Below are 16,172 nucleotides of genomic sequence, written 5' to 3' on the forward strand. Positions count from 1 at the left end.
GAGGCTTAGCGCTTCAGCGAGGCCGGCAGGTGCGGCTGGATCGCCGTCAGAACTGCCTTGAAGCATTTGGTGTTGCCGGCAACGACGTGGCCTTTTTCAAGGAAGTCGTGACCGCCGGTGAAGTCGCTCACCAGGCCGCCTGCTTCCTGAATCAGCAGGGCGCCTGCAGCCATGTCCCACTCGGACAGGCCCGACTCCCAGAACGCGTCGAAACGACCGGCAGCAACGTAAGCCAGGTCCAGGCTCGCCGAACCGGCGCGGCGGATGCCGGCAGTCTGGCCAACCAGGGCGCGGAACATGCCCAGGTAGTTGTCGAGGTTGTCCATCTGGTCGTCACGGAACGGGAAACCGGTACCGAGCAGAGCGCCATCCAGACTGGTACGACCGCTGACACGCAGGCGACGACCGTTCAGTTGGGCGCCGCGACCACGGCTGGCGGTGAATTCTTCCTGGCGAACCGGGTCCAGAACAACGGCGTGTTCCAGGCGACCACGGTATTTGCAGGCAATGCTGACGGCGAAGTGAGGAATGCCGCGCAGGAAGTTGGTGGTGCCGTCCAGCGGATCGATGATCCACAGGTATTCTTCGCCTTCGATACCGCTGCCGGCGTGCATGCCGGTCTCTTCACCCATGATCGAGTGATTCGGGTAAGCCTTGCGCAGAGCGTCGATGATTTTCTGTTCGGCGGCGCGATCGACCTCGGATACGTAATCCTTGGCGTCTTTTTCGTCGACCTTGATGGTATCCAGGCGCTCGATGGAGCGGAAGATCAGTTCACTGGCGCTGCGGGCGGCGCGCAGCGCGATATTCAGCATGGGCTGCATGGATGTGTCACCTAAGGTTGTTAAAGAAAGCCGCGCATTCTATCAGAACTTTTCTTCAGGTGAAGGTCGCTGTTCGCTTTCATAGCTTAACGGTAGGCTGTTCTGTAAGATTTGCACCCCTTTCCCCAGTCCGAGAGCGCCCGCCGTGCTGCAAAACATTCGTGTCGTCCTGGTCAATACCAGCCACCCGGGAAACATCGGCGGGACCGCGCGCGCCATGAAAAACATGGGTTTGTCGCGGCTGGTGCTGGTCGACCCGCGAGTTTTTCCGCATCACGAAGCCGATGCCCGCGCCTCGGGTGCCGGTGACATCCTTGAAAATGCGCAAGTCGTCGCCACCTTGGAAGACGCCCTGGTTGGCTGCAATCTGGTGCTCGGCACCAGTGCCCGCGACCGTCGTATTCCCTGGCCGCTGCTGGATCCGCGCGAATGCGGGACCAAAGTGGTCGAGGAGGCCGGGCAGGGCGCGGAAATCGCGCTGGTGTTCGGGCGTGAAGACTCCGGCCTGACCAACGACGAGCTGCAACGATGTCACTATCACGTGCACATCCCCTCCGATCCTGAATTCAGCTCGCTGAATCTCGGGGCGGCGGTGCAGGTACTGAGCTATGAAGTGCGCATGGCCTGGCTGGCCGCACAAGGCCAGCCGACCAAGATCGAGAAGGAAGAAGTGGCCTCCGTGAAAAGCGCCGAGCTGGCGACCATGGATGAGCTGGAGCGATTCTATGAGCACCTGGAGCAGACCCTGGTGGCCATCGAATTCCTCGATCCGGAAAAGCCTCGGCACTTGATGGCGCGCCTGCGCCGGTTGTACGGACGCAGCTCGGTCAGCCGGGCGGAAATGAATATTTTGCGTGGCATCCTCACGGAAACCCAGAAAGCGGCCCGTGGCGAGCTCCTTAAGCGGAAGGATTAATGATGTTCGAGCGTTTGCGTGAAGATATCCAGAGCGTATTCCACCGAGACCCGGCGGCGCGTAACGCTTTTGAAGTCCTGACCTGCTACCCCGGCATGCATGCAATCTGGATTCATCGACTGGCCGGCATGCTCTGGCGCAACGATCTGAAATGGCTGGCGCGGCTGGTGTCGAACTTCGGTCGCTGGCTGACCGGAATCGAGATTCATCCGGGCGCCAAGGTTGGTCGACGTTTTTTTATCGACCATGGCATGGGTATCGTTATCGGTGAAACCGCTGAAATCGGTGATGACGTCACCATCTATCAAGGCGTGACTCTTGGCGGCACCAGTTGGAACAAAGGCAAGCGTCACCCGACGCTAGGTGATGGCGTTGTGGTGGGGGCTGGCGCGAAGGTGCTGGGTCCGTTCACGGTCGGCGCCGGCGCCAAGGTCGGCTCCAATGCCGTGGTGACCAAAGAGGTGCCGCCGGGCGCCACGGTGGTAGGCATTCCGGGGCGGATCATCGTCAAATCCGATGATGAAGCCGATGCCAAGCGCAAGGCGATGGCCGAGAAAATCGGTTTCGATGCCTATGGTGTGAGCGGTGACATGCCGGATCCGGTGGCGCGTGCCATTGGTCAACTGCTCGATCACCTGCAGGCGGTGGATGGTCGTCTGGAGGGGATGTGCGGGGCGTTGAAGGATCTGGGCAGCAATTACTGTGCGAAAGATCTGCCTGAACTGCGCGAGGAGGACTTTGCCTGCGTCAAGGGCAAGGACGAATCCACGACGCATTGATGCGCCTGCAGGGCTGCTGCCGACCGGTGTGCCATTAAGCCGCAGACCCTGCTATCATTCGCGCGCTCTTTTGCGGGTAAACCCGACTAAAGCACTAGGTCTTATAGTTGACTTAAATGCTCGGGAATTGCATACTCCCGCCCATTCCGAACTCCGTGGTAATTGTCCATGCGACTGACTACAAAAGGCCGATACGCCGTGACCGCCATGCTTGACCTGGCGTTGCACGCGCAGCACGGGCCCGTGTCCCTGGCCGATATCTCCGAGCGCCAAGGCATCTCCCTGTCCTATCTCGAACAGCTTTTCGCCAAGCTGCGCCGCAGCAACCTGGTTTCCAGTGTTCGCGGTCCGGGCGGTGGCTACCAGTTGTCCCGCGACATGCAGGGCATCCAGGTCGCCCAGGTGATCGATGCGGTGAACGAATCGGTCGATGCAACAAAATGCCAGGGCCAGGGCGATTGCCATTCCGGCGACACCTGCCTGACCCATCACCTGTGGTGCGACCTGAGCCTGCAGATTCACGAATTTCTCAGCGGTATCAGCTTGGCCGACCTCGTAACTCGCCGTGAGGTGCAGGAAGTGGCCCAGCGTCAGGATCAGCGTCGTTGCAATGGCAAGGCGCCGCGCCTGGACAAGATTGAAGCGTCCGCCGTCGAATGACAGCCAGAGAGCTAGCGGCACGCCAGCCAGCCTGATTTAGGAGATAGTCCATGAAATTGCCGATTTACCTTGATTACTCTGCGACCACCCCGGTCGATCCGCGCGTTGCGCAAAAGATGAGTGAATGCCTGCTGGTCGACGGAAACTTCGGTAACCCGGCGTCCCGTTCCCACGTGTTCGGCTGGAAGGCCGAAGAGTCCGTCGAAAACGCCCGTCGTCAGGTGGCCGATCTGGTCAACGCCGACCCGCGCGAAATCGTCTGGACCTCCGGTGCCACCGAGTCCGACAACCTGGCAATCAAGGGTGCGGCACATTTCTATGCCTCCAAGGGCAAACACCTGATCACCTCCAAGATCGAGCACAAGGCTGTCCTCGACACCATGCGCCAACTGGAGCGTGAAGGGTTCGAAGTGACCTATCTCGAGCCGACCGAAGACGGTCTGATCACACCGGCCATGATCGAAGCCGCGCTGCGCGAAGACACCATCCTGGTGTCGGTGATGCACGTGAACAACGAAATCGGCACGGTCAACGACATCGCCGCCATCGGCGAGCTGACCCGTTCGAAAGGTATTCTGTTCCACGTCGACGCTGCTCAGTCCACCGGCAAGGTCGAAATCGACCTGCAGAAGCTGAAAGTCGACATGATGTCGTTCTCTGCCCACAAGACCTACGGTCCTAAAGGCATTGGCGCGCTGTACGTCAGCCGTAAGCCGCGTGTGCGCATCGAAGCGACCATGCACGGTGGCGGCCACGAACGCGGCATGCGTTCCGGCACCCTGGCGACCCACCAGATCGTCGGCATGGGCGAAGCGTTCCGTGTAGCCAAGGAAGACATGGCTGCCGAAAACGTGCGCATCAAGGCCCTGAGCGATCGCTTCTACAAGCAGGTCGAGCACCTGGAAGAGCTGTACGTCAACGGCAGCCTGACTGCCCGCGTTCCGCACAACCTGAACCTGAGCTTCAACTACGTTGAAGGCGAGTCGCTGATCATGGCGCTCAAGGATCTGGCGGTTTCGTCCGGTTCGGCGTGCACCTCGGCGTCCCTGGAGCCTTCGTACGTGCTGCGCGCCCTGGGCCGCAACGACGAACTGGCACACAGCTCGATCCGCTTCACCTTCGGCCGTTTCACCACCGAAGAAGAAATCGATTACGCCGCGCAGAAAGTCTGCGAGGCCGTTACCAAGCTGCGCGCTCTGTCGCCGCTGTGGGACATGTACAAAGACGGCGTCGATATCTCGAAGATCGAGTGGGCGGCACACTAAATATAGAAGCCGCCGGATACAGATCCTGTAGCGACGCGGCGGTTTACGCAGCGCAGTTGCAGGGTCTCAAGAGCGGCCCTGATGAGTGAGGATTGAGAATCATGGCTTACAGCGAAAAGGTCATCGACCACTACGAAAACCCGCGTAACGTCGGCAAGATGGACGCGGAAGATCCGGATGTCGGCACCGGCATGGTCGGCGCTCCGGCGTGCGGCGACGTGATGCGTCTGCAGATCAAGGTCAACGACCAGGGCGTTATCGAAGACGCCAAGTTCAAGACCTACGGCTGCGGTTCGGCTATCGCTTCCAGCTCCCTCGCCACCGAGTGGATGAAGGGCAAGACCCTGGACGAAGCGGAAACCATCAAGAACACCCAGCTGGCCGAAGAACTGGCCCTGCCGCCAGTGAAAATCCACTGCTCGGTACTCGCTGAAGACGCCATCAAGGCGGCTGTTCGCGACTACAAGCAGAAGAAAGGCTTGATCTAAGCATTGGGCGACGAGTAAGGAGTCAACGATGGCTATCAGCATGACAGAAGCGGCTGCTCGACACGTGCGACGCTCCCTCGACGGGCGCGGCAAGGGTGAAGGGATTCGTCTGGGTGTTCGCACCACGGGCTGTTCCGGCCTTGCCTACGTGCTGGAGTTTGTCGACGAGGTGGTTGCAGAAGATCAGGTGTTCGAGAGTCACGGCGAAAAAGTGATCATCGACCCCAAGAGCCTGGCTTACCTCGACGGCACCGAGCTCGATTTCGTCAAGGAAGGGTTGAACGAAGGCTTCAAGTTCAACAATCCCAACGTGCGCGGTGAGTGTGGCTGCGGCGAAAGCTTCAACATCTGAGGCTGGTCGTGGGAACTCCTTGTCATTTCGCTTTATTCGAGCTGCAACCGGGCTTTCGTCTGGATCTCGAGCAACTGGCCACGCGCTATCGCGAGCTGGCGCGCGGCGTTCATCCCGATCGTTTTGCCGACGCTTCCGAGCGTGAGCAGCGCTCGGCGCTCGAACAGTCTGCGCGGCTCAACGATGCTTACCAGACGCTCAAGAGCCCGGCCCAGCGTGCACGTTACCTGCTGACGATCAGCGGTCATGAAGTGCCGATGGAAGTCACGGTCCACGATCCCGAGTTTCTTCTGCAGCAGATGCAATGGCGCGAAGAGCTCGAAGATCTGCAGGACAGTGCCGACCTGGCGGGTGTCGCGACCTTCAAGCGTCGCCTGAAAGTCGCCCAGGAGCAGCTGAACGAAAGCTTCGCGGCTTGTTGGGATGATGCAGCGCAACGCGAACAGGCCGAACGCCTGATGCGGCGCATGCAGTTCCTCGACAAGCTCACCTACGAAGTGCGCCAGTTAGAAGAGCGCCTCGACGATTAACCCAGTGCCGCTCCGGTCGCACGCCTGATATACAGATAAGTCCTGATCACGATGGCCCTACTGCAGATCGCCGAACCCGGCCAAAGTCCTCAACCGCACCAGCGTCGTCTGGCTGTGGGGATCGACTTGGGCACTACCAATTCGCTGGTCGCTGCGTTGCGCAGTGGTCTTTCCGAGCCGCTGGCCGATGCCGAAGGGCGGGTCATTCTGCCTTCCGCCGTGCGTTATCACGCCGATCGCGTCGAAGTCGGCGAGTCGGCCAAACTGGCCGCGTCCTCCGATCCCCTGAATACCGTGCTGTCGGTCAAGCGCCTGATGGGCCGTGGCCTGTCCGACGTCAAGCAATTGGGCGATCAACTGCCGTACCGCTTTGTCGGCGGCGAATCGCACATGCCATTCATCGACACCGTGCAGGGCCCGAAAAGCCCGGTCGAAGTCTCCGCCGATATCCTCAAAGTGCTGCGTCAGCGAGCTGAAGCGACCTTGGGCGGTGAACTGGTCGGCGCGGTGATTACCGTTCCTGCCTATTTCGACGACGCTCAGCGCCAAGCTACCAAGGATGCGGCAAAACTCGCCGGTCTGAACGTTCTGCGCTTGCTCAACGAGCCGACTGCGGCTGCAGTGGCTTATGGTCTGGATCAGCATGCCGAAGGCCTGGTCGCCATTTATGATCTGGGCGGCGGTACTTTTGATATTTCGATTCTGCGCCTGACCGGCGGTGTCTTCGAAGTTCTGGCCACCGGTGGCGACAGTGCCCTGGGCGGTGACGATTTCGACCACGCGATTGCCGGCTGGATCATCGAGAGCGCGGGCCTGTCCGCCGATCTCGATCCGGGTGCGCAGCGCAATCTGCTGCAAACCGCTTGTGCGGCCAAAGAAGCCCTGACGAATGCCGACAGTGTTGAAGTTGCTTATGGTGACTGGAAAGCACAGCTGACCCGCGAGGCCTTCGACGCACTGATCGAGCCGATGGTTGCCCGCAGCCTGAAAGCCTGCCGCCGTGCCGTTCGCGACTCCGGTATCGAGCTGGAAGACGTGCATGCCGTGGTCATGGTCGGTGGTTCGACCCGCGTTCCACGTGTTCGCGAAGCCGTCGCCGAAGCCTTCGGCCGTCAACCGCTGACCGAAATCGACCCGGATCAGGTAGTGGCCATCGGTGCCGCGATCCAGGCCGATACACTGGCCGGCAACAAGCGCGATGGCGGCGAACTGCTGCTGCTCGATGTGATTCCGCTGTCCCTGGGGCTGGAAACCATGGGCGGCCTGATGGAGAAGGTGATTCCGCGCAACACCACCATCCCGGTTGCCCGCGCCCAGGACTTCACCACTTATAAAGACGGCCAGTCGGCCATGGCGATCCATGTGTTGCAGGGCGAGCGCGAACTGATCAGCGACTGCCGCTCCCTGGCTCGTTTCGAATTGCGCGGTATCCCGGCGATGGTGGCGGGCGCGGCGAAGATTCGCGTGACCTTTCAGGTCGATGCTGACGGTCTGCTCAGTGTTTCTGCCCGTGAACTGGGCTCGGGTGTTGAAGCGAGCATTCAGGTCAAGCCGTCCTACGGTTTGACCGATGGCGAAATCGCCAAGATGCTCAAGGATTCGTTCCAGCACGCCAATGACGACAAGGTTGCCCGCGTCCTGCGCGAGCAGCAGGTTGATGCCCAGCGCCTGATCGAAGCGGTGCAGGGCGCTCTGGAGGCGGATGGCGAGCGTTTGCTCGACGCCGAAGAGCGGATGGTCATCGATCAGCAGGTGCAGGAACTGACCGAACTGATGAAAGGCACTGATGGTTACGCCATCGAGCAGCAGACCAAGCGTCTGTCGCAAGTGACCGATGCTTTTGCTGCCCGTCGTATGGATCAGACGGTGAAAGCCGCTCTGTCGGGGCGCAACCTGAATGAAATCGAGGATATCTGATGCCGCAGGTCATTTTTCTGCCCCACGAGAAGTTCTGCCCTGAAGGCATGGTGGTCGAGGCTGAGCCCGGCACTTCGATTCTCGAGCTGGCCCACGAACACCACATCGAGATGGAAAGCGCCTGCGGCGGCGTCTGCGCCTGCACCACCTGTCACTGCATCATCCGCGAGGGTTTCGACTCGCTGGAAGAAGCTGACGAGTTGGAGGAAGATTTTCTTGATCGTGCCTGGGGTCTGGAGGCGCAGTCGCGTCTGGCCTGTCAGGCCATCGTCGGCGAGGAAGACCTCACCGTCGAGATTCCGAAATATTCGCTTAACCATGCGGCCGAAGCGCCGCACTGACTGGTAAGACTGTCATGAGCTACGGTTGGAATGATGTTCAACGTATTGCAGAAGAGCTGGCGGAAGCCAAGCCGGGTGTAGATCCGTTTTCTGTCAATTTCGTCGACCTGCAGCGATGGATCATGGAGCTGCCTGACTTCGACAACAACTCTGGCCGTGTCGGCGAGAAGGTGTTGGAAGCGGTTCAGCAGCTCTGGAATGACGAAATAGACTGATCGTCCTCGCAGGTTAGGCAATACCCAAGAACCCGCGTATAATTCGCGGGTTTAATTTTTCGCAAATTACCGTTTCTGGAGTTACACCATGGCTGTTCAACGTACTTTCTCCATCATCAAGCCTGACGCCGTTGCAAAAGGCGCTGCCGGCGAAATCGTTACCCGTTTCGAAAAGGCTGGTCTGAAAGTAGTTGCTTCGAAAATGAAGCAACTGTCCAAAGCCGAAGCTGAAGGCTTCTACGCTGAGCACAAAGAGCGCGGTTTCTTCGGTGACCTGGTTGCTTTCATGATCTCCGGTCCGGTTGTCGTTCAGGTTCTGGAAGGCGAAAACGCCATCGCTCGCAACCGTGAGCTGATGGGCGCTACCAACCCTAAAGAAGCTGCTGCCGGCACCATCCGTGCTGACTTCGCTGAGTCGATCGACGCCAACGCCGTTCACGGTTCGGACTCCGAAGCCGCTGCCGCTCGCGAAATCTCGTACTTCTTCGCAGCTACTGAAGTAACCACTCGCTAAGCATTGGCTTAAGAGTGAAGGTGAATCCATGACTACATCGACTGTTAAAACCAACCTGCTGGGTCTGACCCAGCCGGAAATGGAAAAATTCTTCGACTCAATCGGGGAGAAGCGTTTCCGTGCCGGTCAGGTAATGAAATGGATTCACCACTTTGGCGTCGATGATTTCGACGCCATGACGAACGTCAGCAAGGCCTTGCGCGAAAAGCTCAAGGCTGTTGCTGAGGTCCGTGGTCCCGAAGTGGTCAGCGAGGACATTTCCAGCGACGGCACCCGCAAGTGGGTGGTGCGCGTGGCGTCCGGCAGCTGTGTCGAGACCGTTTACATTCCCCAGGGCAAACGCGGCACTCTGTGCGTTTCGTCCCAGGCAGGCTGTGCCCTGGACTGCAGTTTCTGCTCCACCGGCAAGCAAGGCTTCAACAGCAACCTCACCGCCGCCGAAGTCATCGGCCAGGTGTGGATTGCCAACAAATCCTTCGGCAGTGTTCCGGCTACCATCGACCGCGCCATCACCAACGTGGTGATGATGGGCATGGGCGAACCGCTGCTGAACTTCGACAACGTCGTGGCCGCCATGCATCTGATGATGGATGACCTGGGCTACGGGATCTCCAAGCGCCGCGTGACCCTGTCCACGTCGGGTGTGGTGCCGATGATCGATGAGCTGGCCAAGCACATCGACGTATCCCTGGCGTTGTCCCTGCACGCACCGAATGACGCATTGCGTAACCAATTGGTGCCGATCAACAAGAAATATCCGCTTAAGATGCTCCTCGATTCGTGTGTGCGCTACATGTCCGCCCTGGGCGAGAAACGTGTGCTGACCATCGAGTACACCTTGCTCAAGGACGTCAACGACAAGCTTGAGCACGCCGTGGAAATGATCGAGTTGCTCAAGGATATTCCCTGCAAGATCAACCTGATTCCGTTCAACCCGTTCCCGCATTCCGGTTACGAGCGGCCGAGCAACAACGCGATTCGCCGGTTCCAGGATCAGCTGCATCAGGCAGGCTATAACGTGACCGTGCGCACCACCCGTGGTGAAGACATCGACGCGGCTTGCGGTCAATTGGTAGGGCAGGTGCTGGATCGCACCCGTCGCAGCGAACGTTACATCGCCGTGCGCGAATTGAGCGCCGACAGCGATCTGGCACAGAACGTCGCGAACACTAACTAAGAGAGGATCTCTATGTCCCTGCGCTTTGCGCTGCTTTTGCTGTTGGCCAGCCTGTGTGCTGGCTGTGTCCTGTCGGGCGATTACAACCCGATGAAGACCAGCAAGGGCCGCGACGAAGCGCGGGCTGCCTACGTGCAGCTGGGCCTGGGGTACTTGCAGCAAGGCATGACCGAGCGGGCCAAGGTGCCATTGAAAAAGGCCCTTGAGCTGGACGGTTCCGATCCCGACGCCAACGCCGCTCTTGGGCTGGTCTTTCAGTCCGAGATGGAGCCGAAGCTGGCCGACGAACACTTTCGCAAGGCGCTGTCCTCCCGTCCCGCCGATGCCCGCATCCTCAACAATTACGGCAGTTTTCTCTACGAAGAGCAGCGTTACAAGGAAGCCTACGAGCGTTTTGAACAGGCCGCCGCCGATACCCTGTATCCTGAGCGTTCCCGTGTGTTCGAGAACCTCGGCATGACGGCGTCCAAGCTTGGTCAGCGTGAACTGGCCCGGCAGCAACTGGAAAAAGCATTGCGTTTGAACCGTCAGCAACCACGGGCGTTGCTGGAAATGGCTGAGTTGTCATTCGAAGACAGGCATTATGTGCCCGCGCGTGACTATTACGACCGTTTCAGCCAGCTGTCCGAGCAAAATGCACGTAGTCTGTTGCTCGCGGTTCGGTTGGCAAAAGTGTTTGAAGATCGCGACAAGGCCGCCAGTGCGGGCCTGCAATTAAAACGACTCTATCCCGGTACGCCGGAATATCAGCAATACCTGTCGGAGCAATGATGAAAGCGGCGCATCCCGAAGTTGTAGCAGCGAATCGCGTTAACCCCGGTGAGACCTTGCGCCAGGCCCGCGAAAGCAATGGCTGGTCGCTGGCCGAAGTGGCCCTCAAGCTCAACCTCACCGTGACTTCCCTGACCAACCTCGAAGCCGGTGCGTTCGACAAGCTGCCGGGGCATACCTTCGCTCGCGGCTATATTCGCGCCTATGCCAAATTGCTCGGCATGGATCAGGCGGTCCTGGTCCAGCAGTTCGACCAGTCCACCGGCACCGACTCCCAAGGCAGCAATGTCCATGCGCTGGGTCGGATCGAAGAGCCGGTCCGGGTTTCCCACACCATTTTGCGAATCGTCAGCCTCCTGCTGCTGATCGCGGTCATCGGCGGCGGTTTCGTCTGGTGGCAGGATCAGACCTCGCTGCGTACCAAGGATCTGACCAGTCTGGCCCCGGAGCACGTTGAAGTCGAAGGCGCCGATGGCACCACGCAGATTCATCCGATCGACGAGCCGGAAGACCAGGCCGTTACCGAAGGTCAAACCGAGGGCGCGACGGCGCTGGCACTGCCCCAGTCGGAAACCGCTGCAGAGTCGACCGGTGCCGAACCCGTCGTTCCGGCAGCTGCGCCAGCTGTATCTGCTGCCCCGGCGGCGACGCCAGCTGCTCCGGCCCATGCCCCGGCCCCGGTTGTCGCCACTCCGGCTGCACCTGCCCCTAATGTTCCGGCGACTCCGGCACCGACAGTCACCGCACCCGTTGTCCCGGCCACCCCGGCACCCACCGCAGAAACCACTGCTCCGGCAGCAGGCGAAGGTCAGGTGCAACTGCAGTTCACTGCTGATTGCTGGGCACAGGTCACCGATGGTCGCGGCAAGGTTCTGTTCAGTGGTCTGAAACATAAAGGCGACAGCGTCTCCGTGGCAGGCAAGCCACCGCTGGCCGTGCGTCTGGGTGTTGCCCGGGCAGCGCAGGTCAGCTACAACGGCCAGCCGGTCGATGTCGCTCCGTTCACCAGTGGCGAGACTGCTCGCCTGAAGTTGGGTCAATAAGTCATGCACGGCGAATCTCCAATCAAACGTCGCGAATCGCGCAAGATCTGGGTCGGTAACGTGCCTGTGGGCGGCGATGCACCTATCGCGGTGCAGAGCATGACCAACAGCGACACCAACGATGTCGCGGCCACGGTCGCCCAGATCAACCGTCTGGAAGCCGCTGGCGTCGACATCGTTCGCGTATCGGTGCCGGACATGGACGCCGCCGAGGCGTTCGGCAAGATCAAGCAACTGGTCAAGGTGCCGCTGGTTGCCGACATCCACTTCGACTATAAGATCGCTTTGCGCGTGGCCGAACTGGGTGTGGACTGCCTGCGCATCAACCCGGGCAACATCGGTCGCGAAGACCGCGTGCGTGCGGTGGTTGATGCCGCTCGTGACCGCGGGATTCCGATCCGCATCGGCGTCAACGCCGGTTCCCTGGAAAAAGACCTGCAGAAGAAATACGGTGAGCCGACCCCGGCCGCGCTGGTCGAGTCCGCACTGCGTCACGTCGAGCACCTCGAACGCCTGAATTTCCAGGACTTCAAGGTCAGCGTGAAGGCTTCCGACGTGTTCATGGCCGTCGAAGCCTACCGCCTGCTGGCGAAAGAAATCGTCCAGCCGCTGCACCTGGGCATCACCGAAGCCGGTGGATTGCGCTCCGGTACAGTGAAATCCGCCGTGGGCCTAGGTATGCTGCTCGCCGAGGGGATTGGCGATACCATCCGCATCTCGCTGGCGGCCGATCCGGTCGAGGAAGTGAAGGTCGGTTACGACATCCTCAAGTCTTTGCATCTGCGTTCCCGTGGCATCAACTTCATCGCCTGCCCGAGCTGCTCGCGGCAGAACTTCGATGTTGTCAAGACCATGAACGAGCTGGAAGGGCGCCTTGAAGACCTGCTGGTGCCGCTGGATGTTGCGGTGATCGGCTGCGTGGTCAACGGCCCCGGCGAAGCCAAGGAAGCCCATATCGGCTTGACCGGCGGTACGCCGAACCTGATTTACATCGACGGCAAGCCGTCGCAGAAACTGACGAATGACAATCTGGTGGACGAGCTGGAAAAGCTGATCCGCGAGAAGGCGGCCGAGAAGGTCGAAGCCGACGCAGCGGTCATCGCGCGCGGCTGATCGAACGAATTAAGGAATTTCTGTGAGCAAGTCCCTGCAAGCCATTCGTGGCATGAACGACATCCTGCCGGAACAGACCCCGGTATGGCGCTACTTCGAAGGCACTGTTTCGCGTTTGCTGGATAACTACGGTTACAAGCAGATCCGCATGCCGATCGTCGAATTCACCGAGCTGTTCAAGCGCTCGATCGGCGAAGTGACCGACATCGTCGAAAAAGAGATGTACACCTTCGACGACCGCAACGGCGACTCCCTGACCCTGCGTCCGGAAGGTACCGCTGCGTGCGTGCGTGCCGTGCTCGAGCATGGCATCACCGGCGGTGGCCAGGTGCAGAAACTCTGGTACATCGGTCCGATGTTCCGTCACGAGCGTCCGCAGAAAGGCCGTTATCGCCAGTTCCACCAGATCGGTCTGGAAGTCTTCAACCTCGACGGTCCGGACATCGACGCCGAATTGATCATCATGACCTGGCGCCTGTGGGGCGAGCTGGGTATCCGTGATGCGGTCAAGCTCGAACTCAACAGTCTGGGTACCAGCGAGTCCCGTGGTCGTTATCGTGAAGCGCTGGTCGAGTACCTCTCGGCGCACCACGACAAACTGGACGAAGACAGCCAGCGTCGCCTGAAAACCAACCCGCTGCGCGTGCTCGACACCAAGAACGCCGACACGCAAGCCGTGCTGGTCGATGCGCCGAAAATGGCGGATTACCTGGATGAAGAGTCCCGTGCCCACTTCGAAGGTCTGAAGGCCCGTCTGGATGCTGTCGGCATTCCTTACGTGCTCAACCCGAAACTGGTGCGCGGTCTCGATTACTACAGCAAAACCGTATTCGAATGGGTCACCGACAAGCTCGGCGCCCAAGGCACCGTGTGCGCGGGCGGCCGTTACGACGGTCTGGTCGAGCAGATGGGCGGCAAGCCGACCCCGGGCGTCGGTTTCGCCATGGGCATCGAGCGCCTTGTGCTGATGCTGGAAACCCTGGAGCAGATCCCGCAAGAACTCGCCCGTCAGGTCGACGTCTACCTCTGCGCCTTCGGCGAAGAGGCGGAGCTGGCCGGTCTGGCCCTGGCCGAGCGTGTACGCGACCAGTTGCCGAACCTGCGCCTGCAGGTCAATGCCGGTGCCGGCAGCTTCAAGAGCCAGTTCAAGAAAGCCGACAAGAGCGGTGCGCTGTACGCGCTGATCCTCGGTGACGACGAAATGGCCCAGCAAGTGGTAGGTTTCAAACCCCTGCGTGGCCAGGGCGAACAACAAAGCATTGCCTGGGATGCGCTTGCCGCTCACCTGGCCACCTGCGTCGTGCAGGGTTGAAGCTGTTTAAACAGCCGATTTAGCGATTAAGGAGTATTGGGGTGTCGAGTACCGAAGACGAACAGTTGGCGGATTTGAAGGACTGGTGGACACGCAACGGCAAACCTCTGGTCACTGGCGGCCTGTTGGCGCTGGTCATCGTGTTCGGCTGGCAGGCATTTCACAAGTATCAGAGCAACCAGTCGCAAGGCGCCTCGGTGCTCTATCAGCAATTGCTGGAAACCACGCTGACCCCGGACGGCAAGCCTGACGCCGCGCGCGTTGCGGATCTGGCCGGCAAGCTCAACAGCGAGTTCGGCGGTACGGCCTACGCGCAGTACGGCAGCCTGTTTGTGGCCAAGGTTGCGGTCGACAGCGGCAAGCTGGACGACGCGGCGACCGAACTGAAAGCCATCGTTGCCAAACCGGCCAACGCGGCGCTGGGCGAAATCGCCCGTCAGCGTCTGGCGCAGGTGCTGGGTGCACAGAACAAGGCGGATGAAGCCCTGAAACTGCTTGAAGGCGATGCCGACAAGTCGTTCCTGGCCACTCGCGAAGAACTCAAGGGCGACCTGCTGGTACAGCTGGGCCGCACTGACGAAGCGAACGCGGCGTATCAAAAAGCCAAGGCGGCACTGTCGGATGAAGCGGCAGTCGGCGGCCTTCAAATCAAGCTGGACGACCTGGCCAAAGGGGATGCGTGACGTGATCGGTTGGAAGCATGCAGCATTGCTGGCTCTGGCCATTCTGGCCACGGGTTGCAGCAGCAACAGCACAAAAGAACTGCCACCAGCCGAACTGACTTCCTTCAAGGAAGAAGTGGTTCTGCACAAAGTCTGGAGCCGTTCGATCGGCGACGGTCAGGGCGAAACCTACAACATGCTGGTGCCGGCGATCGATGGTGACACCATTTACGCCGCCGACGTGACCGGTATCGTGATGTCCATGGATCGCAGCAACGGCGACGTGAAGTGGAAAAAAGAACTGGATGTGCCAGTCTCCGGCGCCGTCGGCGTGGGTTACGGTCTGGTTCTGATCGGCACGCTGCGTGGCGACGTCATCGCCCTCGACACCATCAATGGTGAAGAGAAGTGGCGCGCTCGCGTGACCAGTGAAGTATTGGCGCCACCAGCCAGCAACGGCGACATCGTGGTCGTGCAGACCCAGGACGATCGTCTGATCGGTCTGGATGCATCCACCGGTCAACAGCGCTGGGTGTATGACAGCACCCCGGCCGTACTGACCCTGCGTGGCACCAGTGCGCCGCTCGCGACCAACCGCCTTGCGGTGGCTGGCCTGTCGACCGGTAAAGTGGTCGCTCTGGACATTTCCAATGGCGTGCCGGTCTGGGAACAACGGATCGCGATTCCACAAGGTCGTTCGGAACTGGAGCGCGTGGTCGACATCGACGGCGGTCTGCTGCTGTCGGGTGGCACACTGTACGTTGCCAGCTATCAGGGTCGCGTTGCGGCACTGGACCTGGAAAGCGGCCGTCAACTGTGGCAGCGCGATGCGTCGAGCTACGCCGGTATCGCCCAGGGTTTCGGCAACGTCTACGTGAGCCTGTCCTCGGGCACCGTTGAAGGCGTCGACGAGCGTTCGACCACTGCACTGTGGACCAACGACTCGCTGGCCCGCCGTCAACTGTCGGCACCGGAAGTGTTCTCCAGCTACGTTGCAGTCGGTGACCTGGAAGGTTACCTGCATCTGCTGAGTCAGGTGGACGGTCGTTTCGTCGGCCGCGAGCGCATCGACAGCGACGGCCTGCGTGCCCGTCCGCTGGTGGTGGGTGACACGATTTACGTGTATGGCAACAGCGGCAAACTGGAAGCCCTGACCATCAAGTAATGGTTTGACTATGCTTGGGGTTGATCCCCAAGCGGCCCTGCTCCGGCAGGGTTTGCAACATCCATGGGTGTTGCCCCGAGCACCAGCCGCTGCCTCGCAGCGGCTTTTGTATTTTCTGAAATAACGAA

General features: G+C 60.2%; 19 protein-coding genes. 18 read left to right on the forward strand and 1 reads right to left on the reverse strand.

The window, feature by feature from the left end; translation table 11 throughout:
* Window positions 1–5 precede the first annotated feature (5 nt).
* Window positions 6–824: an inositol-phosphate phosphatase gene (suhB, locus tag ACKLNA_RS11460; RefSeq protein WP_085709393.1), complete on the reverse strand. Its 819-nt coding sequence runs from the start codon at window positions 822–824 to the stop codon at window positions 6–8.
* Window positions 825–969: 145 nt separating this feature from the next.
* Here suhB and trmJ point away from each other — a divergent pair, with 145 nt between their 5' ends.
* The 18 genes from trmJ to bamB all read left to right on the forward strand — a co-directional run bounded on the left by trmJ (window position 970) and on the right by bamB (window position 16,044).
* Window positions 970–1,740, forward strand: coding sequence for a tRNA (cytosine(32)/uridine(32)-2'-O)-methyltransferase TrmJ (gene trmJ, locus ACKLNA_RS11465; protein WP_007956692.1), 771 nt, complete (start codon window positions 970–972; stop codon window positions 1,738–1,740).
* Between the two features lie 2 nt (window positions 1,741–1,742).
* A complete protein-coding gene (gene cysE / locus ACKLNA_RS11470; protein WP_085709395.1) occupies window positions 1,743–2,519 on the forward strand; it encodes a serine O-acetyltransferase in 777 nt (258 codons plus the stop codon).
* Between the two features lie 168 nt (window positions 2,520–2,687).
* Complete coding sequence (gene iscR / locus ACKLNA_RS11475; protein ID WP_007956690.1) at window positions 2,688–3,179, forward strand: Fe-S cluster assembly transcriptional regulator IscR; 492 nt, start codon at window positions 2,688–2,690, stop codon at window positions 3,177–3,179.
* A gap of 50 nt (window positions 3,180–3,229) precedes the next feature.
* On the forward strand, window positions 3,230–4,444 hold the full coding sequence (locus ACKLNA_RS11480) for an IscS subfamily cysteine desulfurase (protein ID WP_085709396.1): 1,215 nt from the start codon (window positions 3,230–3,232) through the stop codon (window positions 4,442–4,444).
* Window positions 4,445–4,545: 101 nt separating this feature from the next.
* Entirely contained in the window at window positions 4,546–4,932 is a 387-nt protein-coding gene (gene iscU, locus ACKLNA_RS11485) for a Fe-S cluster assembly scaffold IscU (protein ID WP_064589074.1), read from the forward strand.
* A gap of 28 nt (window positions 4,933–4,960) precedes the next feature.
* Window positions 4,961–5,284, forward strand: a complete 324-nt coding sequence (iscA, locus tag ACKLNA_RS11490) for an iron-sulfur cluster assembly protein IscA (RefSeq protein ID WP_003227904.1) — start codon at window positions 4,961–4,963, stop codon at window positions 5,282–5,284.
* Between the two features lie 8 nt (window positions 5,285–5,292).
* Window positions 5,293–5,814 (forward strand): co-chaperone HscB, encoded by a 522-nt coding sequence (gene hscB / locus ACKLNA_RS11495; RefSeq protein ID WP_114885358.1) that lies wholly within the window; start codon window positions 5,293–5,295, stop codon window positions 5,812–5,814.
* A 51-nt stretch (window positions 5,815–5,865) separates the two neighbouring features.
* Window positions 5,866–7,731, forward strand: coding sequence for a Fe-S protein assembly chaperone HscA (gene hscA / locus ACKLNA_RS11500; protein WP_408985912.1), 1,866 nt, complete (start codon window positions 5,866–5,868; stop codon window positions 7,729–7,731).
* Window positions 7,731–8,072, forward strand: coding sequence for an ISC system 2Fe-2S type ferredoxin (gene fdx, locus ACKLNA_RS11505; RefSeq protein ID WP_041071821.1), 342 nt, complete (start codon window positions 7,731–7,733; stop codon window positions 8,070–8,072). The genes hscA and fdx overlap by 1 nt, the downstream gene beginning before the upstream one ends.
* Window positions 8,073–8,086: 14 nt before the next feature.
* Window positions 8,087–8,287 carry a Fe-S cluster assembly protein IscX gene (gene iscX / locus ACKLNA_RS11510; protein WP_085684618.1) on the forward strand — a complete coding sequence of 67 codons (201 nt, stop codon included), beginning with the start codon at window positions 8,087–8,089 and terminating at the stop codon, window positions 8,285–8,287.
* An 88-nt stretch (window positions 8,288–8,375) separates the two neighbouring features.
* Window positions 8,376–8,801 carry a nucleoside-diphosphate kinase gene (gene ndk / locus ACKLNA_RS11515; RefSeq protein WP_003227894.1) on the forward strand — a complete coding sequence of 142 codons (426 nt, stop codon included), beginning with the start codon at window positions 8,376–8,378 and terminating at the stop codon, window positions 8,799–8,801.
* A gap of 28 nt (window positions 8,802–8,829) precedes the next feature.
* Window positions 8,830–9,978 (forward strand): 23S rRNA (adenine(2503)-C(2))-methyltransferase RlmN, encoded by a 1,149-nt coding sequence (rlmN, locus tag ACKLNA_RS11520; protein WP_408985913.1) that lies wholly within the window; start codon window positions 8,830–8,832, stop codon window positions 9,976–9,978.
* Window positions 9,979–9,990: 12 nt separating this feature from the next.
* A complete protein-coding gene (gene pilW, locus ACKLNA_RS11525; RefSeq protein ID WP_408985914.1) occupies window positions 9,991–10,749 on the forward strand; it encodes a type IV pilus biogenesis/stability protein PilW in 759 nt (252 codons plus the stop codon).
* Window positions 10,749–11,792 carry a RodZ domain-containing protein gene (locus ACKLNA_RS11530; RefSeq protein WP_408985915.1) on the forward strand — a complete coding sequence of 348 codons (1,044 nt, stop codon included), beginning with the start codon at window positions 10,749–10,751 and terminating at the stop codon, window positions 11,790–11,792. The genes pilW and ACKLNA_RS11530 overlap by 1 nt, the downstream gene beginning before the upstream one ends.
* 3 nt (window positions 11,793–11,795) lie before the next feature.
* The gene (ispG, locus tag ACKLNA_RS11535; RefSeq protein WP_007956680.1) at window positions 11,796–12,905 is read left to right on the forward strand and encodes a flavodoxin-dependent (E)-4-hydroxy-3-methylbut-2-enyl-diphosphate synthase; all 1,110 of its coding nucleotides are present in this window, start codon (window positions 11,796–11,798) and stop codon (window positions 12,903–12,905) included.
* Between the two features lie 22 nt (window positions 12,906–12,927).
* Window positions 12,928–14,217, forward strand: coding sequence for a histidine--tRNA ligase (gene hisS / locus ACKLNA_RS11540; protein ID WP_408985916.1), 1,290 nt, complete (start codon window positions 12,928–12,930; stop codon window positions 14,215–14,217).
* Between the two features lie 41 nt (window positions 14,218–14,258).
* A complete protein-coding gene (locus tag ACKLNA_RS11545) occupies window positions 14,259–14,900 on the forward strand; it encodes a tetratricopeptide repeat protein (RefSeq protein WP_085734102.1) in 642 nt (213 codons plus the stop codon).
* On the forward strand, window positions 14,893–16,044 hold the full coding sequence (bamB, locus tag ACKLNA_RS11550) for an outer membrane protein assembly factor BamB (RefSeq protein ID WP_408985917.1): 1,152 nt from the start codon (window positions 14,893–14,895) through the stop codon (window positions 16,042–16,044). Before ACKLNA_RS11545 ends, bamB begins: the two co-directional genes overlap by 8 nt.
* The last annotated feature ends 128 nt before the right edge of the window (window positions 16,045–16,172 follow it).

Source organism: Pseudomonas sp. UV AK001 (assembly GCF_046097675.1).
In the GTDB taxonomy this organism is placed as follows: Bacteria; Pseudomonadota; Gammaproteobacteria; order Pseudomonadales; family Pseudomonadaceae; genus Aquipseudomonas; species Aquipseudomonas kribbensis.